Source organism: Mesorhizobium sp. M7A.F.Ca.US.006.01.1.1 (assembly GCF_003997935.1).
Lineage (GTDB): Bacteria > Pseudomonadota > Alphaproteobacteria > Rhizobiales > Rhizobiaceae > Mesorhizobium.
The window spans coordinates 1-23,016 of the sequence record NZ_RZQL01000031.1 but is presented as its reverse complement, the minus strand read 5'-3'; the positions used below and the strand labels follow the sequence as shown (position 1 = coordinate 23,016).

General features: G+C 62.6%; 25 protein-coding genes. 13 read left to right on the top strand and 12 right to left on the bottom strand.

Going from position 1 to position 23,016, the window contains the following annotated elements; translation table 11 throughout:
• Positions 1-235 precede the first annotated feature (235 nt).
• Entirely contained in the window at positions 236-826 is a 591-nt protein-coding gene (locus EN943_RS08385) for a TetR/AcrR family transcriptional regulator (RefSeq protein ID WP_027036031.1), read from the top strand.
• Between the two features lie 375 nt (positions 827-1,201).
• Here the strand turns inward: EN943_RS08385 and EN943_RS08380 are convergent, their stop codons facing one another.
• Positions 1,202-2,086 (bottom strand): hypothetical protein, encoded by an 885-nt coding sequence (locus EN943_RS08380; RefSeq protein WP_127412250.1) that lies wholly within the window; start codon positions 2,084-2,086, stop codon positions 1,202-1,204.
• Positions 2,087-2,091: 5 nt separating this feature from the next.
• Positions 2,092-3,264, bottom strand: coding sequence for a nucleotidyltransferase family protein (locus tag EN943_RS08375; RefSeq protein WP_127412249.1), 1,173 nt, complete (start codon positions 3,262-3,264; stop codon positions 2,092-2,094).
• An 85-nt stretch (positions 3,265-3,349) separates the two neighbouring features.
• Between EN943_RS08375 and EN943_RS08370 the strand changes: the two genes are divergently transcribed.
• Positions 3,350-3,835, top strand: coding sequence for a PqqD family protein (locus tag EN943_RS08370; RefSeq protein WP_127412248.1), 486 nt, complete (start codon positions 3,350-3,352; stop codon positions 3,833-3,835).
• A gap of 30 nt (positions 3,836-3,865) precedes the next feature.
• On the opposite strand, the gene EN943_RS08365 is transcribed toward EN943_RS08370, so the two are convergent.
• From EN943_RS08365 to EN943_RS08345, 5 genes are all read right to left on the bottom strand, one after another.
• Positions 3,866-4,888, bottom strand: a complete 1,023-nt coding sequence (locus EN943_RS08365) for a LacI family DNA-binding transcriptional regulator (protein ID WP_127412247.1) — start codon at positions 4,886-4,888, stop codon at positions 3,866-3,868.
• 191 nt (positions 4,889-5,079) lie between these two features.
• Entirely contained in the window at positions 5,080-5,871 is a 792-nt protein-coding gene (locus EN943_RS08360) for an ATP-binding cassette domain-containing protein (RefSeq protein ID WP_127412246.1), read from the bottom strand.
• Positions 5,872-5,874: 3 nt separating this feature from the next.
• On the bottom strand, positions 5,875-6,861 hold the full coding sequence (locus EN943_RS08355; RefSeq protein WP_127412245.1) for an ABC transporter permease: 987 nt from the start codon (positions 6,859-6,861) through the stop codon (positions 5,875-5,877).
• A 114-nt stretch (positions 6,862-6,975) separates the two neighbouring features.
• Complete coding sequence (locus EN943_RS08350; protein ID WP_127412244.1) at positions 6,976-7,911, bottom strand: substrate-binding domain-containing protein; 936 nt, start codon at positions 7,909-7,911, stop codon at positions 6,976-6,978.
• A 342-nt stretch (positions 7,912-8,253) separates the two neighbouring features.
• Positions 8,254-9,411 carry a fumarylacetoacetate hydrolase family protein gene (locus EN943_RS08345; protein WP_127412243.1) on the bottom strand — a complete coding sequence of 386 codons (1,158 nt, stop codon included), beginning with the start codon at positions 9,409-9,411 and terminating at the stop codon, positions 8,254-8,256.
• 218 nt (positions 9,412-9,629) lie between these two features.
• Between EN943_RS08345 and EN943_RS08340 the strand changes: the two genes are divergently transcribed.
• The 8 genes from EN943_RS08340 to EN943_RS08305 all read left to right on the top strand — a co-directional run bounded on the left by EN943_RS08340 (position 9,630) and on the right by EN943_RS08305 (position 16,928).
• The gene (locus EN943_RS08340; protein WP_127412242.1) at positions 9,630-10,910 is read left to right on the top strand and encodes an FAD-dependent oxidoreductase; all 1,281 of its coding nucleotides are present in this window, start codon (positions 9,630-9,632) and stop codon (positions 10,908-10,910) included.
• Positions 10,911-11,011: 101 nt separating this feature from the next.
• Positions 11,012-11,896, top strand: a complete 885-nt coding sequence (locus EN943_RS08335; RefSeq protein WP_127412241.1) for an ABC transporter permease — start codon at positions 11,012-11,014, stop codon at positions 11,894-11,896.
• Positions 11,893-12,762 (top strand): ABC transporter permease, encoded by an 870-nt coding sequence (locus EN943_RS08330; RefSeq protein WP_127412240.1) that lies wholly within the window; start codon positions 11,893-11,895, stop codon positions 12,760-12,762. Before EN943_RS08335 ends, EN943_RS08330 begins: the two co-directional genes overlap by 4 nt.
• A complete protein-coding gene (locus EN943_RS08325) occupies positions 12,747-13,817 on the top strand; it encodes an ABC transporter substrate-binding protein (RefSeq protein ID WP_127412239.1) in 1,071 nt (356 codons plus the stop codon). The genes EN943_RS08330 and EN943_RS08325 overlap by 16 nt, the downstream gene beginning before the upstream one ends.
• A gap of 263 nt (positions 13,818-14,080) precedes the next feature.
• Complete coding sequence (locus EN943_RS08320) at positions 14,081-14,689, top strand: cupin domain-containing protein (protein WP_127412238.1); 609 nt, start codon at positions 14,081-14,083, stop codon at positions 14,687-14,689.
• Positions 14,679-15,764: an ABC transporter ATP-binding protein gene (locus EN943_RS08315; protein WP_127412237.1), complete on the top strand. Its 1,086-nt coding sequence runs from the start codon at positions 14,679-14,681 to the stop codon at positions 15,762-15,764. Before EN943_RS08320 ends, EN943_RS08315 begins: the two co-directional genes overlap by 11 nt.
• Positions 15,765-15,862: 98 nt before the next feature.
• Complete coding sequence (locus EN943_RS08310; RefSeq protein WP_127412236.1) at positions 15,863-16,471, top strand: 2'-5' RNA ligase; 609 nt, start codon at positions 15,863-15,865, stop codon at positions 16,469-16,471.
• A 103-nt stretch (positions 16,472-16,574) separates the two neighbouring features.
• On the top strand, positions 16,575-16,928 hold the full coding sequence (locus EN943_RS08305; RefSeq protein ID WP_127412235.1) for a nuclear transport factor 2 family protein: 354 nt from the start codon (positions 16,575-16,577) through the stop codon (positions 16,926-16,928).
• 92 nt (positions 16,929-17,020) lie between these two features.
• Here EN943_RS08305 and EN943_RS08300 read toward each other — a convergent pair whose 3' ends face one another.
• The gene (locus EN943_RS08300) at positions 17,021-17,500 is read right to left on the bottom strand and encodes an SRPBCC family protein (protein WP_127412234.1); all 480 of its coding nucleotides are present in this window, start codon (positions 17,498-17,500) and stop codon (positions 17,021-17,023) included.
• Positions 17,497-17,853, bottom strand: a complete 357-nt coding sequence (locus EN943_RS08295) for a metalloregulator ArsR/SmtB family transcription factor (RefSeq protein WP_127412233.1) — start codon at positions 17,851-17,853, stop codon at positions 17,497-17,499. The genes EN943_RS08300 and EN943_RS08295 overlap by 4 nt, the downstream gene beginning before the upstream one ends.
• 158 nt (positions 17,854-18,011) lie before the next feature.
• On the opposite strand from EN943_RS08295, the gene EN943_RS08290 reads away from it, so the two are divergent.
• Positions 18,012-18,362 carry an ArsC family reductase gene (locus EN943_RS08290; RefSeq protein WP_127412232.1) on the top strand — a complete coding sequence of 117 codons (351 nt, stop codon included), beginning with the start codon at positions 18,012-18,014 and terminating at the stop codon, positions 18,360-18,362.
• Between the two features lie 415 nt (positions 18,363-18,777).
• Here the strand turns inward: EN943_RS08290 and EN943_RS08285 are convergent, their stop codons facing one another.
• Genes EN943_RS08285 through EN943_RS08275 form a run of 3 tightly spaced genes read right to left on the bottom strand, consistent with a single transcriptional unit; the run spans position 18,778 to position 21,407 of the window.
• A complete protein-coding gene (locus EN943_RS08285) occupies positions 18,778-19,140 on the bottom strand; it encodes a DUF488 domain-containing protein (RefSeq protein WP_127412231.1) in 363 nt (120 codons plus the stop codon).
• A 21-nt stretch (positions 19,141-19,161) separates the two neighbouring features.
• Positions 19,162-20,418, bottom strand: a complete 1,257-nt coding sequence (locus tag EN943_RS08280) for an aminopeptidase (RefSeq protein WP_127412230.1) — start codon at positions 20,416-20,418, stop codon at positions 19,162-19,164.
• Entirely contained in the window at positions 20,415-21,407 is a 993-nt protein-coding gene (locus EN943_RS08275; RefSeq protein WP_127412229.1) for a LysR substrate-binding domain-containing protein, read from the bottom strand. The genes EN943_RS08280 and EN943_RS08275 overlap by 4 nt, the downstream gene beginning before the upstream one ends.
• A gap of 94 nt (positions 21,408-21,501) precedes the next feature.
• Between EN943_RS08275 and EN943_RS08270 the strand changes: the two genes are divergently transcribed.
• Positions 21,502-21,723: a hypothetical protein gene (locus EN943_RS08270; protein WP_127412228.1), complete on the top strand. Its 222-nt coding sequence runs from the start codon at positions 21,502-21,504 to the stop codon at positions 21,721-21,723.
• Between the two features lie 115 nt (positions 21,724-21,838).
• A complete protein-coding gene (locus EN943_RS08265; RefSeq protein ID WP_127412227.1) occupies positions 21,839-22,999 on the top strand; it encodes a YbfB/YjiJ family MFS transporter in 1,161 nt (386 codons plus the stop codon).
• The last annotated feature ends 17 nt before the right edge of the window (positions 23,000-23,016 follow it).

Here is a 23,016-nt window from a genome sequence, read left to right as displayed (position 1 = left end):
TCCTTATCTGTCGATTCGCAGCCCGTGCTCGCGAACCGTTTTCATCTCTTCACCGGCCGAGGCCGCATGATTGGCAGTTTCTTGTCCCTCTCGTCCGGCAGGGCCAGTTCACGGCCTTGTTATTGACGGTGGACGATATAGGTGTTACCAGTAAGTAACATTCTGGAAGTTACAGACCGGTAACACCCTAGTCAAGAGGTGGCCGAGGGTTTTTTGGAAACGAAAGGAGATCATGATGACAGACGGCATCGTGGAGCGCCCTCGTCCCCGGGATCGGATCCTGGAGACGGCACGCGACATGTTCCACAAGCATGGCATCAAGGGCGTCGGCGTCGACGCCATCACCGAAGCTGCCGGCACGAACAAGATGACGCTCTATCGTCACTTCGAATCCAAGGACGAACTGATCGTCGAATGCCTGCGCGCCAATGCGGCCAAGGCTGGCGCCATGTGGAATGCATTCGAGGCTGAATTTCCTGGTGACAAGCTTGCCCAGCTGCATGCCTGGGTTCGCAAGGCGGCTGCCATGCTCAATGCTGACGGCCGCGGCTGCGACATGGCCAATGCCGCCGCTGAGCTGACCGAGCCGGATCATCCGGCCAGGCTGGTGATCAAGGAGCTCAAGGAAGCCCAGCGCGCGCGCCTTGTGACGCTATGTCGGGATGCGGGCATCGGCCAGGCTGAACTGCTCGCCGATACGCTGTCGCTGCTGTTCGAGGGCGCGCGTGTCAGCGTGCAGACCGTGGGTACCGAAGGCCCGAGCACGCAGTTCGTGCGCATGGCCGAAGGGCTGATCGTTTCGTTCCGGGGCGCTGCCGCCGGTTGAGATCTGCTACGATTGTTGGCGGCTTACGGCTCTATGAAGGAGGGCCGTCCACGTATTTACCCAGGCGGCATGGGACTTCCGGTGGCTGAACGAAAAAAGCCCGCTGCCGGGAGGAGGTGGCAGCGGGCTCGATTTTCGAATGTGGCGCGGGAGGAGGTGCACCCCATTCAGCGTCGGCATCGCATCTGGGAGGAGTAGATGGCCGACAACCAGAACCTACGAGTTGCCCAACGATTCGGCAACAAAGAAACTTGCATAGCTGCTGTGCAGATTTGCGGCAGCTTCCCCGACTTGTCGTACAAATAGGAAGAAAATTGTTCCAGGCGAGATGGAGCCATCGGTCCTGACGAAGCGGGCCGAACCCACGCCGGGCGCTCAATTGTCCGGCTCGATCGCCTGCAAAATTTTTGCGATCGTGATCTGCGCATCACCGCGCTCCGACTTGATCACAGCCGCGTTTGATACGACCCCTCCCAACACCGCCAGCGCACGCTCCGTAGCCCGCCGGGCCGACACTGTGTTCGCCAGCAATTCCAGGAGACCAAGGCCCGGCGACAATGTCTGCGGCTGCCACCGCGCGCCAGCCTTATATTGGCTCATGACGACAAGGCCGACAGGCAGTGGTTCCTCGCCCACATGTCCTCCTATGTCCTCGACTGCTACATCATGCTGGCGTGCCGTCGGAGTGGCGCGCATCGATAGCGGCTTGGCGAACGGGTGGACACGGCCGGTTTCGTCAAGTACCGCGAACTCGTCCGAATAATAACTGGCCCCGGCCTTGACGAGTGCTGCGACCAAGCTCGATTTGCCGCTTTGCGTCTTGCCGGGAATGAGGATCGCACGGCCTTTCCAACCAACGACGCCGGCATGGACGAAGATGCGCGTCGGCGCGAATTCGGCGACCGAGAGCCGGCTCCATGATTCAAACGCATCGAGCACGTCGTCCACCCTGTGTGAGCGGGCAGCCTGCGAATGGTCGAGATAGAGCATATTGAAAGCACGAATCCGCGATCCGGGCTTGGTGCCCCCGAGGATCATTGAAAAATACCGTTCGACGACATCGGCATCGGACGGCTCGGCGTCGCGCGGCAGCCGGGATCGTAACATTGGCAGCAAGGCCGGATCGCTGACGCGCACGCCGAGAGTGACGCCGTAGCTGGTGAAGGCAAAGCCGTCGACCCACGACAATTTGTTGAGATTGTCCCAGCACGGTGTCAGCGCCTGGCTTGCAAGGCGTGGCAAGGTCGAGACATCAGACATGAACGCTAAACCTTGTCATTTTCCACCAATGTAGCTGCCGGACCGGCAAAGGTTCGCGCAACGCGTCCCCAGGCCGACGCTGTGTAGCTCGCCAGTTGGTAGGGCAGACGTGTAGACGCGTCGAACGGGCCGTCGCGATCGGCGGTCGCCCGGATCGCGTTCGGCCAGCGCTGAACAAGCTCACCTGGAAAAAGCCTCGGATCGGCGATCGCGTCGCCGAGCGGCCGCACCGCCTGTCGCGCGGCGAATGGCGCCCGCCATTCGTTGAGCACGGTCTTCGCGATCCAGCGCGGCATATCGGCGATGCGGGATGAGGTCGGGACGTGCTCAATACGGGCGCCAAGCAGATCGCCTGCAAGCTGCAGGATGCAGGCGATCCACCGCCTTACATGCGGCTCCTCGCCAAGGCACAGATCCCAGTTGAAATCGCCGGTCGCGCTCTCCAGCATCGCCGCTATGTCGGTGAGCCACAACGGCCGCCAGCCGCCGTGGCGCAGAAAATGCAGGATGGCCAGGCGCAGATGGTCCTCCAGCGCCGGCACACGCACCGTGCCACCCGAAAGCCTGACGGGGATCGAGCGCCCGTAGACGGCCGCAAGCGAAGGACAGCGATACTTCTTGAGGTCCGCGTGCAGGTCGACCGTTGCAGCGAAACCTGACGACATCTCGACCTGAAAATTGTTGGGCAGGTGCACGAGGCCTTGTTTGTCGTGGCGCAAGGTGCCGGAAATGTGCTTGCCGAGCAGCGCGGCGGCTTCTGCATGACGGCCGGGCGGCGCGCAAAGATCCAGATCGCCGAACGGCCGCAAATGGGGCGCGGCGTAATATCGGGCGATGGCCCAGCCCTTGAAGACCAGGGGTTCGAGCCCTGCGGCAGAAAATTCTGTGGCCAGCGCTTCGAGCGATTCGCCCTTGACCGATGCCTGGATGGCGAAATGGTGATGGGCATTGCGCAATTCGGGCGCGCCTTCGGCTGCTTTCAACGCCGCATCGCGCGACATGCTGCGCCACACGAAACCCGCTGTGCCCGACCCGATCAGCAACGGCGCCAACCGCGACAATTGTTTGGCTGCAATGGCCGGCGGGGGCGGTTCCTCGCGCCATGTGCCAGCAAGAACCGTTGCCAGCAAAGCGCCGTCATGGAGCCGAGGGCTGGAGTACTTCTGCGAAACGATCATCGAAGCCGGTTCTTGGAGGGGCGCCCGCTTGCCTTTCCATGCAATGCAGGTTCTATTAGTATCACTTTATACAGGGGGAACATCCATGCAACTGCCAAAGAGCCGTACGCAGGATATCGTCGTTCGCAAGCTGGCGGACGAAACGCTTGTTTATGATCGCAAAACTCTTCAGGCGAGCTGTCTGAATTCTTTTGCCGCCGAGGTCTGGGAACGTTGCGACGGAGAGACTTCGGTTATGGCCATCGCGGCGTCGATTTCATCCGGTCGCGACGAACCTGTCGAGGAGAGTGCCGTCTGGACCGCGCTGGAGCGACTGAGCGGCTCCAACCTCCTGGAGCATCCCATTGCCGCCCCGACCTTTGTTGATGGCAGAACAAGCCGAAGGGGAGCCTTGAGGGCGATCGGTCTCGGCACGGCCGCTGCGATTCCTGCGGTGACGACCATTATGCTGCCGTCAATGGCTGAAGCAGCCTCCTGCGTTCCAAGCGGCGGACCCTGCGATCTGAACAACCCTGGCGCCTGCTGTTCACTGACCTGCGTCAATCATCAGGACGGCCCCACCTGCCAATAGCGGAAGAGGCGCAACGGGCATTTGCCCTTGTCACTGCACCGGCACGTTCTCCTTGAAAATCAGCCGCGGTTCGATGAACTTCTTGGTCAGATAGGGCGCTGCCGACGCGATCGAGCCGAGCAGGCGGATGACCGACTGTTCCGCGATCAGCCTGGCATTCTGGTCGATGACGACATCGAGCAGGTCGTCGACGAGATGACCGCGCGTGTCTTTGGTCAAGTCGTGGCAGATGAACACCGGCTTGCGGTTCGGCCTGGCCTCCCGGATCGCCTTTGCAACGCCCGAATGTCCAGCTCCGACGCAATAGATGCCGAGCAACTCCGGCTCGTCGTGCAGTGCCTTCATGGTCTCGGTGTAGCTGACATCGGGCTCGTCGTTGATCTCGACGGCGCTGCTGACGGTCAGATTGGGAAACTCCTCGTTGAGCACCGAGCGGAAGCCCATTTCGCGTTCCTCGTGACCGCGATAGGAACGTGAGCCGACGACCATCGCCAGATGGCCGGTGCGGCCGTCAAGGAAGCGCCCCATCAGCAGCGCCGCCGTTCGTCCCGCCACCCGGTTGTCGATGCCGACATAGGCCGCGCGCGGTGCCGCTGGAACATCGGACACCAGCGTCACCAGGCGCATGCCAGCTTCGACGATATCGCGCAGGATGTTGCGCGTACGCGGATGATCGACGGCGATCACGCCGACGCCATTGGCCCTGAGCGAAAGGTTCTCGACAGCGCTCTGCAGCGCGTTCGGCGAGATACCGGCGAGGTTGTGGATCCGGCACGAGGCGACAAGCGGCAGACGCGCGGCGTAGTCCTCGATATGCCCGGCGAGATCGCGCATGAAGGCATTGCTGCCGATCGGCAGCAGGAATTCGAGGTGGGCGGGCCGCGAGGGCAGCGTCACCTGATCGGCGACCGGCAGATAGCCGAGTTGCTTGGCCGTCTCCATGACGCGCTGGCGGTTGGCCGCGCTCGCACCCGGCCGGTTATTCAGCACCCTGTCGACTGTTGCGGTCGACAGCCCGCAATTGCGGGCGATATCCGAGACCGTGGCTTTCATGCCGCTACCCACATCCCGCAACTGCGGGCGATATCCGAGACGATGGCTTTGATGCCGCAACCCACAGCCCGCAATTGCGGGCAATAGCCGAGACCGTGGCTTTCATGCCGCAACCTATACGCCCTGCAATGCCGCGCCGGACAAGCGATGCGATCTGAGGCAACGGGTGATTGCCGCCCATCACCCGACAATCAGTGCGATGGCTTGCCGTCGGCGATGGCATCGCGGATTTCCTTGTCCGACATGCCGGTGATGATCCGTTCGACCTCCGCCACGCTGGTCTTCTTCGGGTCGATGTCGTCGGCGACCACCTTGCCCCGGCGCATGACGACGATGCGGTCGACCACCTGGAAGACGTGGTGGATGTTATGCGCGATGAAAATGCAGGAATGGCCGGAATCACGGGCGTTGCGCACGAAGCTCAGCACGCCCTGTGTCTCGGCGACGCCGAGATTGTTGGTAGGCTCGTCCAAGATGATCAGGTCGCTGTCGAAATGCATGGCGCGCGCGATCGCCACCGCCTGGCGCTCGCCGCCGGAGAGGGAGCCGATCGGCGTCGTCGGCGGGATGTTCTTGGTGATGCCGACCTGCTTGAGCAGGTCGCGGGCGACCGTGTTCATCGCGTCCTGGTCCATCCGGTTGAGGAAGCGCGGCAGCTTGATCGGCTCGCGCCCGAGGAACAGATTGCGGGCGATCGACAATTGCGTGACCAGTGCCGAGTCCTGGTAGATCGTCTCGATGCCGTGGGCGATGGCGTCGCTGGTGCTGCGCAGGCTCACCTTCTTGCCGCGGATGAAGATGTCGCCGCTGGTCAGCGGAACGGCACCCGAAAGCACCTTGATCAGCGTCGACTTGCCGGCGCCATTGTCGCCGAGCAAGCCGACGATCTCCCGTTCATTGACATGGAAATTGGCATCCTCCAGCGCCTGCACACGGCCGTAGGACTTGCGGATGTTCGTCATGCGGATCAGTGGCTCGGCCATGATTCAAGTCCCCGCCTGATGCCGGCGTTCCAGCCATGAATGCAGGGCCATCATGCCAAGGATGATGGCACCGATGAAGATGTTGTAGGCAAGACCGGGCACGCCGATCAGCACGATGCCGTTGCGCATCACGCGCAGGATCAGGATGCCGAGCACGGTGCCGATGATCGTGCCCCGCCCGCCGGTCAGGGCGGTGCCGCCGATCACCACCATGGCGATGACTTCCAACTCATAGCCGGTACCGCTGTTGGGGTTGGCGGCGGAAGTGCGCAGCGAGGAGATGACGCCGGCAAGCGAGGCCATGACCGACGACAGCACGAACAGGCCGATCTTGACGCCGCTGACATTGACGCCGCGCGCTCTTGCGGCGCTCGGATTGCCGCCGGCCGCCTGGATCCAGTTGCCGGTGCGGCTTTGCGTCAGCACATAGCCGAGCCCGATCGCCGCGGCGATGAACCAGAACAGCGACATGTAGATGCGGAACGGCCCGATGAAGAAATCGCCGACCAGCACTTCGGCCAGCCAGCTGCCTTCCGCGCTCCAGGTGCGCTGGGGAAAACCATCGGTGACGAAAAGCGCGGTACCGCGCACCACCAGCAGCATGCCGAGCGTCACCAGGAAGGATGGGATCTTGAGCTGCGTCACGAACCAGCCATTGACCAGCCCGATGAAGGCGGCGACCAGCAGCGCGGCGACAAAGCCGACCTCAAGCGAGGTCAGGCCGCTGTTGAACAGGGTCCACATCAAGACCGGCGAGAAGCCGAACAGGGAGCCGACCGAGAGGTCGAACTCGCCCGATGTCATCAACAGCGTCATCGCCAGCGCGATCAGGCCGAGCTCGACCGTGAAGGCCAGCGTGTTGGAAATGTTCTGCGGCGACAGGAAGTCGTGGTTGAAACTCCAGAAAACGGCGATCTCGACGACGAGCAGCACGAAAGGGCCGAATTCCGGCCGTGCGATCAGGCGTTGGACGGGCGAATGATTTTCCACAGGCAATCCGCGACATGAGTGGAAGGCTGAGCGTTGCACATCGCGTGCGAAGGGCTCGGCGAAATGAAGAGCCAGTCGCGACCGTTGAGCGGCCGCGACTGCTAGGATTGGATGTTACTTGCCGGACAGGATGTCATCGTAGATCTGCGCGGTGTCTTTTTCGTAGAGCGCGCCGGTGATGACGTTGAAGCCCGGAGGAATGCCGCCGGCGGCCATATTGGCCAGCGAAAGCGCGACATAGCTGGTCGCCTGCGGGTCCTGCCACTGGCCGGCATTGACATAGCCGTTCAGCACTTCCTGGGTGGTGTCGAGCGAGTTGCCCCAGCCGACAACCGGGATTTCGCCCGGCTTGATGCCGACCTGGTCGAACACCCGCTTGATCGAGCCGGTGACGAGATCGCCGAGGCCGATGATCGCCTTGACCTTCGCCTTGTTGGCGGTGAGGTAGTCGACCATGCGGTTGATCACTTCAGCCTGATCAAGCGTGGCTTCCGTGATTTCATAGGTGATGCCGAGCGGCTCGAAGACGCTCTTGATGCCTTCTTCTTCCTGCACGCCATAGGTGGCGCCGGGGATTTCGACTGGCATCCAGACGAAGTCGCCCTTCTTCACCAGGCCCTTGTCGACCAGATACTGCGCCCAGTGCTTGCCGAACGTGACATTGTCGCCGCCGACATAGGCGTTGAAGTCGGCTTTCGGGTCGGGCGTGTTGAAATTGATGATCGGCACTTTCGCCGCACGCGCTTCCTTGACGATCTCGACCAGGCTGCCCGGATCGGGGCTCGTGGTGACGATGCCGTCGGCCTTGGCGGAGAGGGCGGCGCGAACCGCTTCCTGCTGCGAGGCGACATCGCCATTGTGGAACGAGGTGTTGACCGTGTTGCCGGTGTCCTTGGCCCACTGCTTGGCGCCGGCCAGGAAGTAGGTCCAGACCGGATCGGCCGGGCCGCCATGCGAAATCCAGTAGAACGTCTTGGCCTGTGCCGCTGCTGGTATCACCATCAGCGCCACCAACAGGCCGTATAGAACGAGTCTTAGCCGTGTCAGCATTTGATTTCCTCCCGTTTGTAGATCGTCAGTTCAAAATCCGTCCCTTGTTCTGCGTCTTTTGCCAGCGCCGGTTGAATGCGTCAGAGCATCCCCTTTTTCGACGGATGGCAAGCCTCCATCTGCCAGGCCTCCATCTGCAGGTGTAGTGGGGACCTGACGGGGCGTCATCAGCAGTCCCATCAGATTGCATCAGTTGAGGTGATTTTCCGACTGTCGGATAATTGGTGTGATTGTTCGGGTCGTGCGAACGCGGCCTGCGCCGACAAGGACACGCCGACGGCCATCCCAGGCCCGCGGGACCAGGTCCGTAGCGCCCTGGCAGGGCGTCGACGACACCAGTTGCTAGATCAGATCGGCTCTGGCCAGTTCCCGCATCAGATGGCTGGCGCCGTAGGTCCAGTGCGGGCAGTCTGGCGAGAGCCGCACCCGGTTGACCAGCGCACCGAATTTTTCCGACGAGATGGTGACGATGTCGCCGACCTTGTGGGTAAACCCCTTGCCCTTCTCGCCGCGATCCTTGGACGGAACGAACATGGTGCCGAGATAGAGCGCCAGCCCGTCCGGATACTGGTGGTGCGGCCCCATCGCCGCGGCGACCAGTTCCTCCGGCGAGCGGCTGATCTCGGCCATCGAGCTTGCGCCCTCCAACGAGAACCCGTCCTCGCCCTCGACTTTCAGACGCACGACGGCGCGCTTGACGTCGTCGATGGAGAATGTGTCGTCGAACAGGCGGATGAAGGGGCCGAGCGAGGCCGAGGCATTGTTGTCCTTGGCCTTGCCGAGCAGCAGCGCCGAACGCCCTTCGACGTCGCGCAGATTGACATCGTTGCCGATGGTGGCGCCGACGATCCTGCCGCTGGAGGCGGCGATCATGGCGATCTCGGGTTCCGGATTGTTCCAGGTCGACACCGGGTGCAGCCCGACATCGGCGCCGAAGCCCACCGAGGCCATCGGCTGGCACTTGGTGAAGATCTCGGCATCGGGGCCGATGCCGACTTCCAGATATTGCGACCAGGCGCCGCGCGAAATCAACTTGGCCTTGATCTCCATCGCTTCGGGCGAACCGGGCTTCAGCTTCGACAGATCGTGGCCGATCAGTCCTGCAATGTCGGCGCGGATCGCATCGGCTTTTTCAGCCGAACCGCGCGCCTGTTCCTCGATCACCCGTTCCAGCAGGCTGACGACGAAGGTGACGCCCGATGCCTTGACCGCCTGCAGGTCGACAGGGGAGAGCAGGTAGGGTTTTGCGGAATCGCGCCCGGTTTCAAAACTGTTGGCGGCGATGTCATCGAGCGACCCGATCGGCCTGCCCTCGGCCGAGCGGACATGCGCAACCGGGTCGGCCATCTCGCAAAGGTCGCGGATGGTTGGTGCCGTTCGCGACGTGATGTCGAAAGCCGTGCCATCGCGCACCGCGACGACCAGCGGGTATGCGGCATCGCTGCTTCTGGCGCGTCCGACAAAAAGGCCCTCTGTGGGCAGGTGGGTCGGGTTCGTCATAGCGCGCTGTCCTCTGAGTGATCGATAAAGTGGGCTGGCCGGATCGGCGCGGCACTTTCACCGGATTCCCGTCAAAGGTCTATCCCGTCGCGGACGATCGGAAACTCTGGGTCTCCGATCGTCTCGGCGGCAGTCCACAGACGAAAGCCGGAGTGCTCTTTCAAAAATGTGAAATTCTGACTAGGATTTTCACCAATCGCAGCGCATTCAGGTGACCCTTGGCGACAGCATTCTCCGATCCCATCTGGCGCAAGCCACAGGCAGCTTCCACGTTTCAATCGCTTCCCAATGGCGAACGTGTCGATCTCGCCATCGTTGGCGGTGGCATCATGGGCTTGTCGACCGCCTTGCATGCCGCCCGGCTTGGCCTGTCGGTGCAGGTGCTGGACGCCGGCGAGATCGGCCAGGGCGCATCAGGCTTGAATGGCGGCCAGGTCATTCCCGGCCTGAAATACGATCCTGAATGGCTGCTTGAGCATTTTGGCCCGGAGCGCGGCGAGGCGCTTGTCAATTTTGCGGCGTCGACCGCCGATGCGGTGTTCGAGCTGATCCGCGACGAGAAGCTGGCGGTGCCGTTCGTCCGCAATGGCTGGATCCAGGCGGCGCACACCGAGGCCGCGCTGAAGGCGGCGGCGAACCGAGACCGGCAATGGCGGGCGCGTGGTGCCGATGTCCAGTTGCTGAACGCAGCGGAGATCGCAGCCAGGACCGGTGCACAGGGCTATCTCGGCGGCTGGTTCGATCGCCGCGCCGGTGTCATTGATCCGCTCGCCTACACGTCGGAATTTGCTCGGGTCGCGACCGCGGCTGGAGTGAGGATAGCCGAGCGCCAAAGGGTCGTGCGGCTCGCCAATGCCGCCGGTGTTTGGCGTATTGTGACCGAAAATGGCCTGGAATTGCAGGCAAAGGCGGTCGTGCTGGCGACAAACGCCTATACGGACGGTCTGATCCCCGGTCTCGCTCAGACGATCGTGCCGCTGCATTCCTTTCAGATCGCCACAGCGCCGCTGTCGCCCGATCTGGCGGCCACGATCCTGCCGGAAGGGCAGGCGGTGTCGGACTCCAGGCGCATCCTCGTCTACTACCGCAAGAGCACCGACGGTCGGCTGGTGCTTGGGGGGCGGGGACGTATGGCGCTGCCGACGAGCGCCGGCGACTGGGCGCATCTCGAGCGTGCGCTGGTACGACTCTATCCCTCGCTGTCCGGTGTCGCCATCGAGAAGCGCTGGTTCGGCCGGGTGGCGATGACGCCGGACCACCTGCCGCACATTCACGAGCCGGAGAAAGGCCTGCTCGCCGTGGTCGGCTGCCAGGGTCGTGGTGTCGGCCTGATGACCGCTCTTGGCGAGCGCATCGCCAGCTATCTCCAAAGTGGCGACGCCAGGCAATTGCCCTTCCCGGTCTCGCCGATCCGACCGATCCCGTTTCACGCCTTCCGCCAGATCGGCGTCGCCGCGACCATCGCCTGGTACCGGCTGCTCGATGCGTTGGAGCGCTGACCAAAGCTATTCCTGTCAATGGGGTCCGTTGGGATTCCGCTTGACAGTTTCATGAATATGAAAAAATCTAAGCTAATTTCAAATTTCCGATAGGCAGGTCGATGTCGACCCCAGTTGCAACATCAGCGCCAGAGGCCCGGTCTTCTCAGGGCTTCCGGGTCGCCATGCTGCTGCCGGGCGCTCTGGTCACCTTCCTGCTGATCCTGTTTGCGCTCGGCCTGGTGCTTTTTCTCGCCTTCCGCGGCAATGACGGTTCGCTGCTCGGCGCCGGCTTCACCGTGGCGAATTTTGTCACCGTGGCGTCCGATCCGCTGTACTGGACGGTGACGCTGCGCTCGCTGATCATTGCCGCTCTGGTCACGCTGGCGACGGTCGTCACCGCTTATCCCGTCGCCTACTATCTTGCCTTCCACGCCGGCCGGCGGCGCGGCCTGCTGCTGTTCCTGGTGACGCTGCCATTCTGGACCAGCTATCTCCTGCGCGTCTTCGCCTGGAAGATCGTGCTCGCCTACAATGGCGTTTTGAACTCGGCGCTGATCGAAAGCGGCATCTGGTCCGAGCCGACATTGGCCTTTCTCAACACGCCGGCCGCCGTCGTCGTTACGCTCGCACACGCCTATGCGCCTTTCGCCATCCTGCCGATCTACGTGGCGCTGGACACCATCCCGAAATCGCTGATCGAGGCCGCCTCCGATCTCGGCGCGCGGCCATTCACCTCTTTCCGCCGGGTCGTGCTGCCCAATTCGATGCCGGGCGTGCTGGCGGCAGCCCTTGTCGTCTTCGTGCCGACGGTCGGTGACTATGTCACGCCGGCGCTCGTCGGCGGCCCGGCCAGCACCATGATCGGCACGCTGATCCAGGCGCAATTCGGCAAGGCCAATGACTGGCCGTTTGGCGCCGCACTCTCCGTTGCCGTCATGCTGGTCATCCTGTGCGTGGTGCTGGTCGCGCGCTTCGCCGACCGCAGATTTGGCAGCCGCACATGAGCACTGCACGCACGCAGGGAGGCGGCCGCTGGCTTGGCGTCTACGTCGTCGCCTATCTGGTCTTTCTTTATCTGCCGGTCCTGCTGATCCCGCTGTTTTCCTTCAACAACTCGATCCAGGCGGCGTTTCCGCTACAAGGCTTTACCTTGCAATGGTACGCGACCTTGTTCGGCAATTCGGCGCTGACCGGCGCGCTCTTGAACAGCCTCGCCATCGGTGCCATTGCCGCCACGGGTGCGACGCTGTGCGGCATCACCGTGTCCTACATGGACCTCTATGGCCGCTCGCCGCTGGCTGCCACCATCAGCGCCATCGCCCGGCTGCCGATCCTGATCCCCGGCGTCATCGTCGGCATATCGCTGCTGATCCTCATCAACCTCATCGGTCTGGGGCCATCGCGCATCGCCATCGTTCTCGGCCACATATTGGTGGCGTTGCCGACGACCGTGGTGATCATGCGCAGCCGCTTCGCCGCCATCCCGAAAACCATTCGCGAGGCGGCGCTCGATCTCGGCGCCTCCGACTGGACGACCTTCCGGCGGGTCATGCTGCCGCTCAGCCTGCCGGCCATCATTTCGGCCTTCATGCTGGCCTTCCTGATCTCCTTCGACGAATTCATCGTCGTCTTCTTCCTGGCCGGCACCGAGCCGACGCTGCCGCTCTACATCTGGAGCCAGCTTCGGTTCCCCAAATCGCTGCCGACGGTGATGGCGCTGGGCACGTCGATCCTGGCGGTGTCCTTCGTCATCGCCGCAGCAGCCGAAATCCTGCGCCATCGCGGCCTGTCCGCCACGGCGCCAAAGCCCGCGGATCCATCACAACCAAAACAAACCAAGAGAGGAGAACTGCAATGGCATTCGACCTGAAATCGATCTCTGCAAAGACTGTTTGCGCTGGATTGACGGCGTTCGCGCTGGCGCTGTCGTCGACCGTCGCTTTCGCCGGCGACAAGCTGCAATATTTCACCTGGTCGGGCTACGAACTGCCCGATTTCAACAAGAGCTTCCTTGCCGCGCATCCCGATGGCGTCGAGGCCTCCATCTTCGGTGACGACGATGACGCCTTCACCAAGGTCAAGGCCGGCTTCCGCCCCGACATCGCGCATCCCTGTTATGACAAGGTGGCGCGCTGGAACAAGGAAGGCCTGCTGCAGCCGATCGACACCAAGCGGATCAAGAACTGGGATTCGATTTTCCCGGTGTTCAAGAACCTGCCAGACCTGCAGGCCGGCGACGGCAAGGTCTGGATGGTGCCATGGGACTGGGGCAACACCTCGATCCTTTACCGCACCGATCTGGTGAAGAACCCGGAAGCGAGCTGGAATCTTTTGTGGGACAAGCAGTATGCCGGTCGCATGGCGACGATCGACGCGGTGCATGACACGCCTGTCGTTGCCGCGCTGCTCGCCGGCGTCAATCCGTTCGACATGACGCCAGAGCAAATGGACAAGGTGGCCGGGAAGCTGCGCGAGCAGCGCCCGCTTCTCTCCAACTACACCACCGACATGACCTCGGTAGAACAGGCGCTGGCCAGCGGCCAGCTGGTCGCCGCCATGACCTGGAACGCGTCCGCCACCTCGCTGAAGAAACAGGGCGTGCCGGTAGAGTTCATGAAGCCGAAGGAAGGCATGCTGACTTGGGCGTGCGGCTTCGTCATGCTCAAGGACGCCAAGAACGTCGATCTCGCCTATGACTTCATCAACAGCCGGCTGGAGACGGATTCCGGCAAATACCTGATCGAGGCCTACGGCTATGGCAGCTCGACCAGTTCGGCCTTCGCGGCGGTGCCGAAGGAGGAGTTGGAGAAATTGCAGCTGCCGTCCGACCCGGAGGTGATGCTGAAGACCACCATCTTCACCGGACCGATGAAACAGAATGACGACCTCGCCAAGATGTTCGAGAAGGTGAAGGCGGGGGGATAAAGTTCCCCCTTCTCCCCTTGTGGGGTGAGCAGCCGGTTCGCGTAAAGCGAATTCATCGTGCCAGTGGCACGATGAAAGGCCGGTGAACGCCGGGACGCTGCGAAGCAGCGGGGACCCGGCCGGGTGGATCGACTAACCACGCCCGGCTCTTCGCAGGCTCAGGGCGTTCGAAGCTCGAAAAGCCAAGCAATTGGCTTTTCGTTCGCTGCGCGAACCGCTTCTCACCCCACAAGGGGAGAAGGGAACAAGACGAGGACCGACCGATGGACATGCTGGACGAAGCGGCTGAAAAGCCGAAGGACGATGCCGATGTGCGGGTCGGCCGGCGCGTGCGGGCGCTGCGGCTCGAGCGCAATTTGTCGCTGGCCGATCTCGCGGCAAAAGCCGGTGTGTCGATCGGTGCGTTGAGCCAGATCGAGCGCGGCATGTCCTCGCTGCGCGTCAAGGTGATCTGGCCGCTCGCCGCCGCCCTCGGTATCGAGCCGTCGGCGCTGATCGCCGACGGCAACGATGCCGTCAACGACCTCTATTGCGTGCGCGCCGACAAGCGGCGCGCGATTCCGGTGAAGTCGGAAGGCATCGCCAAGGCGCTGCTGTCGCCCCCGGGCGCGACGCTGACCGGCATGCTGGTAACGGTGGAAGCCAGCGGCGGCACGGCCGAGGCCTATGCACATGCCGGCCATGAATTCGGCTTCGTGCTGGCCGGCGAGGTCGAACTGGTGGTGGATTCGACGAAATACGGGCTGAAGGCGGGCGACAGCTTTGCCTTCAAGAGCACGCTTTTACATGCCTTCCGCAATCCGGGCGCCGAGCGTTGCCAGATCCTCTGGGTCAACACCACGAAGCCCTCCGAGGTTCGCGATGGCGCCTGATCCACTTGTGCGGCTGCAGGCGGTCTCAAAAATCTTTCCCGGCGGCATCGTCGGACTCGACGCTGTCGATCTCGACATTATCAGCGGCGAGTTCATCACGCTGCTCGGGCCGTCGGGTTGCGGCAAGACCACCAGCCTGCGCGTCATCGCCGGCTTCGAAAGCCCGTCGAGCGGCAAGGCGCTGCTCGATGGTCGCGATATCACGGCGCTTCGGCCGTTCGACCGGCCGGTCAACACCGTGTTCCAGGACTACGCGCTGTTCCCGCACATGAATGTCGCCGAAAATGTTGGCTTCGGCCTCTCACTGCGCAAGCTTTCAGGCAGCGAGCAGGCTAAGCGCACCGGCGAGGCCCTCGACATGGTCGGTCTCGCCGACAAGCTTGGCGCCCGCGTCTCCGAACTGTCTGGCGGCCAGCGCCAACGCGTCGCGCTCGCGCGTGCCATCGTCTGCGAGCCGCGCGTGCTGCTGCTCGACGAGCCGCTGTCGGCGCTCGACGCGCATCTGCGCGAACAGATGCAGGTTGAGCTGAAGCGGCTGCAGTCGCGGCTTGGCACCACCTTCGTCATGGTCACCCACGACCAGACCGAAGCGCTGTCGATTTCCGACCGCATCGTCGTCATGAACAAGGGCCGCATCGAGCAGATCGCACCGCCGGCCACACTTTATGACCGGCCTGCCACGAAGTTTGTGGCGAGCTTCATCGGCACCATGAATCTCCTGCAATCACGGTTTGTCGGCCGCGATGGCGATCGCTTGCGTTTCACCGCCGGCACCCTGCCGCTGGAGGCTATTTCTGAAACCGGCGAGGCACCTGCCGAGGGCGCTACCCGCACCATCGGCGTGCGCCCGGAGGATTTGCTGGCGATGACCGAGGCCGCGCCCGGCACCGCACCGGCGCGCGTCAACAGCGTCGTCTTTCACGGCCGCACGCTGCGCCTGCATGCCGAACTCGGGCAGGGCGCGCCTGTCGTCATCGACGCGCCGCGCCAGGCCGAGGGTTTTCAATTCAGCGTCGGCGACGTGGCGCATATCAGCCTGCGCCGTGGTGCCAACTGCCCGGTGCTGCCAGGCTAGCCGCACCGGATCAAATCCACGCTTGACTCCAAGAATTGTTCCTGTTTTGTTCTAAAGATAGAGGAAAAGCAGGAGCGTTCCTTGTCGAGCGTATGCGTATGTATCTGCAAGGCGAATTTGATTTCGGAATTCCAGAGCCGACGTGGCAGCCGAAACGACCGGATCGTGCCTTCTTCGGGTTGTTTTTGCAGCAGAAGGACTATAGCCCGTTCGCCGATCTGCAGACCCAGCTTTGTCATCAACACGGAATAGCTGGATCGCTGCTGTCGGTTGAACGGTTCCATCTGAGCCTGCAGCATGCTGGCGACTACAGGCGGCTACGGTCCAAGACCGTCTTTGCAGGGTCACGATCGGGCCAGCGTGTCCACATACCTGCTTTCGAGGTCACGTTTGGCCACGTCGGCAGCTTTCCCGGTCGCCCGGCAACGAGGGGCAGGCCACCTCATCGCCCATTTGTGCTTCTCGCCGATGATGGACCGGTTTTCGAACTTCACAAATTGCTTGGTGTCGAGATGCTCAGGAATGGGCTTAAAGCGTCGGATCGTTTCGTTCCGCATCTGACACTTGCTTACGATCAAAAGTTCATCCCTCAGCAGCCTATCGAACCGATCAGCTTCGTTGCCCATGACTTCATCTTTGTTCACAGCCTGCGCGGTCTGACAAAGTACCTCTTCCTGGACCGTTGGCCTCTGACGTTGGCATCGTAGTCCGCAAGCTGGTGACACGTATTGTCAGCTACCGCGCGGTCCGACGATGGCAGGCCAGCGAGCCGTTCCCTATTTGCAGTGCGTCTGAACAGGAGGAACACAAATGACTATCGCGGAAATTGCCAAGGATTTCACCGAACTGCTCAGGCAGGGCGATAACGAAGCTGCTGCCGAGAAGTACAACGCCGACGATATCGTCAGTCTCGAAGCCATGGCGGGGCCGATGGCCATCTCCCATGGCAAGGAGGCTCTCAGGCAGAAGGGCCAGTGGTGGCAGGAGAACAATGAAGTGCATGGTGGATCGGTCGAGGGTCCCTATGTCAACGGCGACCAGTTCGCGGTGCGCTTCAAGTTCGACATCACGCCCAAGGCCACCGGCGAGCGCGTCACCATGGATGAAGTTGGCCTCTACACGGTCAAGAACGGCAAGATCACCGAAGAGCGCTTCTATTATTGAGGCGGAAATGCCACCGGGAGACTGCTCTCTTCGCTGCCGGGTTGAAAACAAGCATGACGGCCAAGACAACTCCTGGCCGTCATGTGGGAAGATCAGATCGTCTTCACATACTGCGCAAGCTGATCGGCCACCGTGCCCCAGCCGTCGAAGAAGCCCATCTCTTCATGGTTGTTGCGGGTCGCCTCGTCGCGGTGGATCGCGGTGGCGGTGTAGCGCGTGCCCCGGCCGTCCGGTTGCAAGGAAATGACAGCGGTGATGAAGGGTTCCCCTGACGGCCGGTAACCCGGCAACAATGCATCCGTCCACACCAGCCGCTCGTTCGGCACGATTTCGAGATAGCAGCAATGGCGGTCGTTGACCTCCTTGCCGTCGGGCGACTGCATGCGCGTGCGGAACAGCCCGCCCGGCCTGAGGTCGATCTCGCAGTCGGTGATCATCCAAGGCCTAGGCGTGAACCATTGCTTGACATGCTCAGGCGTCGTCAAGGCGCGCCACAGCAATTCGCGCGGCGCATCGATGACGCGCTCGAGCACAAGGTCCAGTCTGGGATCCGGCTGGAGGGGATAGATCATTTTTCTGTCTCCTTGAGGGTCATCACATAGGCGTCGAACTGGTCGAGGCGGCGCTCCCACAGCGCGCGCTGTTCGGCTAGCCAGTTTTCAGCGAGCTTCAATGGCTCGGCTGCCAGTTCATAGGTCCTGACCCGGCCGGTCTTTTGCGAGCGCACCAGCCCGCAGACCTCAAGCACCTTGAGGTGCTCGATGAAGGACGGCAGCGCCATCTCGAAAGGCTGCGCCAGCTCGCTGACCGAAGCGGGGCTGCGGTTCAGCCGCTCCACAACGCGTCGTCGCGTCGGGTCTGACAACGCGCGAAAGATGCCATCAATTGGCGGAGGGCTGGGAGTTGCGGTCTGAAGGCTTGTCATGGTCGGTCCCTGGGCGCCGGCAAAAATCGGCTCGGCAACACTTAGGAAAAATCCTTAGTATATGCAAGCGCAAAAGCAAGGCACGCCGGAGAGCGCTGGCAAAGCGCGCAGAGCGTCCTTAATCTGCGGTCAGATTCGAAATCCGAAGGGCCACTGTTTTGACGATCACCATGTACGGCATCACCACCTGCGACACGGTCAAGAAGGCGCGCGTTTGGCTTGAGGGCCATGAAATTGCCTACCGGTTTCACGATTTCAGGGCAGAGGGGCTGGACGCCAAGCGGCTGGATGGTTGGGTTAGCAAGGTCGGCTGGGAAAAGCTGCTCAACAAGGCGAGCACCACATTTCGCGAGCTGCCGGACAAGGAAAAGCTATCGCTCGACGAAAAGAAGGCCAAGGCGCTGATGCTGGCCAAACCGACGATGATCAAGCGGCCGGTTCTGGAGGTCGGCGACGGAGTTTTCGTCGGCTTCAAGCCGGATGTTTATGAGCAGGCGGTGGGGAAGTAGGGCGCTGGATGCCCCCCACTTCGTCATCCTATGGCGGAGCTAGGAGCGAAGCGACGCGGCGCAGACCATAGGATCCTGTGTGTTTTTGTCATGCTATGGTTGAGGTGGGAAGGAGACCGACAGGATCCTGGTCGTCCTTTCGAGGACAGGCCGTGGCATGGCTCGGTCCCTTCCCACCGGTGAACCATCAACCTGAACAGTTGCACGGGGCTGTTAGCAGCAGACCCCGCACCACAGGAAGAGGCGTGGACATGATAATGCAGAACTATGTCGGCTGCGACATCTCCAAGCAGTGGCTCCGTGATCTATCCGTGTTGCAACGGTGCAGATTCTGCTCCGCTGCGCCTTTCGACTGAGGTCGCGGCATGGATCCTCGGGTCAAGCCCGAGGATGACGAAGGTCTGGCTAACGATGGCTAATTGTGAGCTCTTGCGCTGAGATACCCCGCCAGCGCTACCGCATTGTTATGCTCCTCATCATGCGCGCCATAGAGCAGCGTCACCTTGCCGTTACCCAGCAGGCCTCGCAACTGAGTCACCGCCGCGCCATTCCCATCCAGCTCAGCGCGATACCGCTCCTGAAACTCCGCCCAGCGCACCGCCTCGTGTCCGAACCATTTGCGCAACTCGTCGCTCGGCGCGATGTCCTTCAACCACAGCGTCAGCGCGGCGTCTTGCTTGCTGACGCCGCGCGGCCAGATACGGTCGACCAGAACCCGCTGCCCGTCATCGGCAGCGGGCGGCTCGTAGATACGCTTGACCGCGATCTTGAAGGCCATCACACCTCTCGGCTGGAACCCTCAGGCCCACTCGCCCTTGCGCATGACAGGCACGCGGGCGCCGTCCTTGTGGACGCCATCGATGTCGATCTTGTCCGAGCCGATCATCCAGTCGATGTGGATGAAGCTCTTGTTGCCGCCGCGCGCCGCGATCTCGTCCTGGCTGAGCGAGGCGCCGTCGACGAAGCACTTCGAATAGCATTGGCCGAGTGCGATGTGGCAGGCGGCGTTCTCGTCGAACAGCGTGTTGAAGAACAACAAGCCGCTCGCCGAGATCGGCGAGGAATGCGGCACCAGCGCCACCTCGCCGAGGCGGCGGGCACCTTCGTCGGTGTCGAGCACTTTCTTCAGCACGTCCTCGCCCTTTGAAGCCTTGGCCTCTACGATCCTGCCTTCTTCGAAACGCACCGAAATGTCGTCGATCAGCGTGCCCTGGTAGGACAGCGGCTTGGTCGAGGAGACATGACCCTCGACCCGCCTTGCATGCGGCGTGGTGAAGACCTCCTCGGTCGGGATGTTGGGGTTGCAGGTGATGCCGTTCTTGGCGGTCGAGGCGCCGCCCATCCATTCATGGCCGTCCGCCAGCCCAACCGTCAGGTCGGTGCCGGGTCCGGTGAAGTGCAGCGCGTGGAAATTAAGGCCGTTGAGCCATTCGGTGCGGCTGCGCAACGCTGCGTTGTGCGCTTTCCAGTTGCCGATCGGGTCCTCCACATCGACCCGCGAGGCGGCGAAGATTGCATCGGCGAGCTTCACGACCGCAACATCGTCCGCATCGCCGGGGAAGACCTGTTTGGCCCAAGCGAGGTCCGGATAGGCGACGATGTTCCAGTTGATGTCGAAGCCGGTGATCTTTTCCAGCGCCGGCTGGTAGGCCATCGAATTGGCCTTGTTGGCACGCGCCACTTTTGCCGGATCCTGTGCGGAGAGCAGCGACGGATCCTCGCCGCGTACGGCAAGCCTGGCCGCATTGTTGGAAAAGGCCTTCGCCATGCCCTCATAAAGCCAGCCGGCGGCGCGGTCGAAGCTCGCGTCGGCGCCGAAGCGGTAGCGTGCCAGCGTCATCTCGTCATCGTTGAAGATCGGCGTCACCAGGCCGGCGCCGGCCTTGTAGGCGTGCTCGACGATCCGCCTGGTGAGCGGCAGCGCCGCAATGGAGGATGTCAGCACCAGATCCTGGCCCGGCTGCAATTGCAGTCCGACCTTGATGGCGACTTCCGCCAGCCTGTCGAGCTTCACCGGGTCGATCGATGCGGAAACGCCGCGCGAATGTGTGGTCATGATCCTGCCTGTCGTAGTTTGATGTCCGACCTACCATAGAGCGGCGGCGCGGTGCTTTCCACCGCGATCGCGCCGGCGGGTTCAGCGTTTGCGGACCCGAACCGCGCCATGGTTGCCTCGATCTCTTCCCTGATCCAGAGTTTGAAATCCCGGACCTTGCGGCTTTCCGCCCTGACGGACGAGGTCACCAGCCAATAGCCGAGCCCGCTCTGGGCGCGGATTCCGAAAGGCGCCACCAGCCGCCCGTCGGCCAGCGCATCCGCGGCAAGCAATTGCCAGCCCAGCATCACGCCATGGCCGGCAATCGCCGATTCCAGGCACAGCATCGGGTCGGTGAAACGCGCACCCTTGAGGAAGGTGACAGGCGGGACACCGGCCGTCTCGAACCAGCTTTCCCAGTTGATCATCGCTCGCTCGTCGGTGATAGCGCAGGTCTGGGCAAGGTCCTCGATCGATTTCAGTTTTTGGGCGATCGCCGGCGCGCAGACCGGGAAGACTTCCTGCGCCAAAAGCAGTTCCGTTCGCCCGCCAGGCCATTTGCCGTCGCCAAGCCGAATGGCGATGTCGATGTCCGAGTGATCGAGATTGGCCAGCCGCACCGAAGCGTCGATGCGCAGCAGCACGTTGGGATGCCGGTCGAAGTGGCGAGATAGTCTGGGCAACAGCCACTTCGAGGCAAAGGCCGGCGCCACCGAAACCACCAATGTGCATTGCGTAGTCTCGTCGGCCAGCGCCACGGCCTGGGAAAGCTCACGAAATCCAGCACCAAGGCGGGCCGCGAAGACGGCGCCGAATTCGGTCAGCACCAGACCGCTCGCCGTTCGCTCGAACAGCGCCTGGCCGAGCTGTTTTTCGGTACGGCTTATCTGCTGGCTGACGGCGCTGACGGAAACGTTGAGTTCACCGGCCGCCGCCGCCAGTGATCCGAGACGGGCAACGGTTTCGACGGCGCGGAGGCCGTTGAGATGGACGCGGTTGAGCATGGCCATTGAGTTTTTCTAAACTGATCCGGCTGAAATCTCAATTGAAAGGCATGTCGAAACGGCAGATTTTGTCGGGAGAGACAGACCTGTGGAGCCGGAAATGCTAGGGATTTTGTCGTCGTCGCTGAAGGTCTTTTTCACTGCGAGCAGGCCGTATGAGCCGCGCCGGGACAGCGAGGCGCAGAGATGGCTGATCGATCCGCTTTCGCATCCGGTGCTGAACACCATGTCGGAGCGCGAACTGGGCGATGTGCCGTTCAGGCTGACGGCACGGCGGACAGTGCACGAGACAGTTCTATTGCGCGCCGGCGGCCGCTGCTGAGCAGGCGCCAAGCGTTCGGCTTGGGGAAAGTCGAAGCGATCACCACGCCCCGCGCACACACTGGCCCAACAGATGGCGATTGTTTCAGCGATCCCTGCACTTATTGTGCAGTGCAATGACATCGGCCACCTCGACAGCGCTGCGTTTCGCTTTCGCCGGCATGATTGCCATGGCTGTCGCCATGGGCATCGGCCGTTTTGTCTACACGCCGATCCTGCCTGGCATGATGCAGGAATTGCATCTGTCGCCTGCCGATGCCGGCTGGATCGCGTCGGCCAATTATCTCGGCTACCTCGTCGGTGCGTTGGCAGCGGCGGGCGGCTGGGCGCATGGGCGCGAGCGCCTGCTGATGCTGGCGGGGCTTGGCGCCAGTGCGGTCCTTGCCGCGCTGATGGGGCTGACCGAAGCGATGGCCGCCTTTCTCGCCATCCGCTTTCTGGCCGGTCTGGCCAGCGCCTTCGTCATGGTTTTCATGGCCAGCATCGTGTTCAGCCATATCGCGGCTGCCGGTCGCAACGACCTGCAGGCCTGGCATTTCGGCGGCGTCGGGCTCGGCATCGCGGCATCGGCGGCGATGATGGCGGTGCTGGTCGCCGAGCATTCGGGCTGGGCGGCAGGCTGGCTGTGGTCGGCGGCGATTTCGGCCTGCGGTTTCGTCCTCGTCGCTCTGTTGGTCAACGAGGGTCCGCTCGGCAACGGCGAAGTCGCCCGCGAGCCGGCACTGCGGATGGACCGGTCGTTGGTCAAGGTCATCATCGCCTACGGCCTGTTCGGCTTTGGCTATGTGGTGACGGCGACATTCCTGGTCGCCATCGTCCGGCAAGGCGGCGGCAGCCGCGTCTTCGAGGCCATGGTGTGGATGGTCGCCGGTCTTGCGGGCTTTCCCTCGGTCTGGCTCTGGCAGAAGATCGCGGCCCGGACCGGCCTCTATGCCGCCTATGCGCTGGCGTGCTTCATCGAAGTTGCCGGCGTCACCGCCAGCGTCGCCATCGGCGGAGCCTCCGGGCCGCTGCTTGCCGGCGTGCTGCTCGGCGGCACCTTCATCGCCATTACCGCCTTTGGCCTGCAGGCTGCCCGGCAGCAGGCGCCAAGCGCGCCGCGCCGGATCTTTGCCCTGATGACGGCTGCGTTCGGCCTTGGCCAGATAATCGGGCCGGTCGCCGCCGGATTTCTGGCGCAGATGTCCGGCGATTTCTTCCTCGCCTCGATCACCGCCGCAATCGTGCTGGTCGTCTCCGGCGCCATCACATGGTCGGCTGCGCCAAAATCGCCATGATTGTGGGCTTGCTGTGC

What these genes read in the sequence shown, in the direction of transcription:
- EN943_RS08325 (WP_127412239.1), top strand. Translation starts at nt 12,747, where the DNA reads ATGGCATTCGACCTGAAATCGATCTCTGCAAAGACTGTTTGCGCTGGA.
- EN943_RS08315 (WP_127412237.1), top strand. Translation starts at nt 14,679, where the DNA reads ATGGCGCCTGATCCACTTGTGCGGCTGCAGGCGGTCTCAAAAATCTTT.
- EN943_RS08360 (WP_127412246.1), bottom strand. Translation starts at nt 5,871, where the DNA reads ATGGCCGAGCCACTGATCCGCATGACGAACATCCGCAAGTCCTACGGC.
- EN943_RS08295 (WP_127412233.1), bottom strand. Translation starts at nt 17,853, where the DNA reads ATGACAAGCCTTCAGACCGCAACTCCCAGCCCTCCGCCAATTGATGGC.
- EN943_RS08270 (WP_127412228.1), top strand. Translation starts at nt 21,502, where the DNA reads ATGCTAGGGATTTTGTCGTCGTCGCTGAAGGTCTTTTTCACTGCGAGC.
- EN943_RS08320 (WP_127412238.1), top strand. Translation starts at nt 14,081, where the DNA reads ATGGACATGCTGGACGAAGCGGCTGAAAAGCCGAAGGACGATGCCGAT.
- EN943_RS08375 (WP_127412249.1), bottom strand. Translation starts at nt 3,264, where the DNA reads ATGATCGTTTCGCAGAAGTACTCCAGCCCTCGGCTCCATGACGGCGCT.
- EN943_RS08350 (WP_127412244.1), bottom strand. Translation starts at nt 7,911, where the DNA reads ATGCTGACACGGCTAAGACTCGTTCTATACGGCCTGTTGGTGGCGCTG.
- EN943_RS08370 (WP_127412248.1), top strand. Translation starts at nt 3,350, where the DNA reads ATGCAACTGCCAAAGAGCCGTACGCAGGATATCGTCGTTCGCAAGCTG.
- EN943_RS08335 (WP_127412241.1), top strand. Translation starts at nt 11,012, where the DNA reads ATGTCGACCCCAGTTGCAACATCAGCGCCAGAGGCCCGGTCTTCTCAG.
- EN943_RS08310 (WP_127412236.1), top strand. Translation starts at nt 15,863, where the DNA reads ATGTATCTGCAAGGCGAATTTGATTTCGGAATTCCAGAGCCGACGTGG.
- EN943_RS08265 (WP_127412227.1), top strand. Translation starts at nt 21,839, where the DNA reads ATGACATCGGCCACCTCGACAGCGCTGCGTTTCGCTTTCGCCGGCATG.
- EN943_RS08300 (WP_127412234.1), bottom strand. Translation starts at nt 17,500, where the DNA reads ATGATCTATCCCCTCCAGCCGGATCCCAGACTGGACCTTGTGCTCGAG.
- EN943_RS08330 (WP_127412240.1), top strand. Translation starts at nt 11,893, where the DNA reads ATGAGCACTGCACGCACGCAGGGAGGCGGCCGCTGGCTTGGCGTCTAC.
- EN943_RS08280 (WP_127412230.1), bottom strand. Translation starts at nt 20,418, where the DNA reads ATGACCACACATTCGCGCGGCGTTTCCGCATCGATCGACCCGGTGAAG.
- EN943_RS08305 (WP_127412235.1), top strand. Translation starts at nt 16,575, where the DNA reads ATGACTATCGCGGAAATTGCCAAGGATTTCACCGAACTGCTCAGGCAG.
- EN943_RS08385 (WP_027036031.1), top strand. Translation starts at nt 236, where the DNA reads ATGACAGACGGCATCGTGGAGCGCCCTCGTCCCCGGGATCGGATCCTG.
- EN943_RS08345 (WP_127412243.1), bottom strand. Translation starts at nt 9,411, where the DNA reads ATGACGAACCCGACCCACCTGCCCACAGAGGGCCTTTTTGTCGGACGC.
- EN943_RS08365 (WP_127412247.1), bottom strand. Translation starts at nt 4,888, where the DNA reads ATGAAAGCCACGGTCTCGGATATCGCCCGCAATTGCGGGCTGTCGACC.
- EN943_RS08380 (WP_127412250.1), bottom strand. Translation starts at nt 2,086, where the DNA reads ATGTCTGATGTCTCGACCTTGCCACGCCTTGCAAGCCAGGCGCTGACA.
- EN943_RS08285 (WP_127412231.1), bottom strand. Translation starts at nt 19,140, where the DNA reads ATGGCCTTCAAGATCGCGGTCAAGCGTATCTACGAGCCGCCCGCTGCC.
- EN943_RS08275 (WP_127412229.1), bottom strand. Translation starts at nt 21,407, where the DNA reads ATGGCCATGCTCAACCGCGTCCATCTCAACGGCCTCCGCGCCGTCGAA.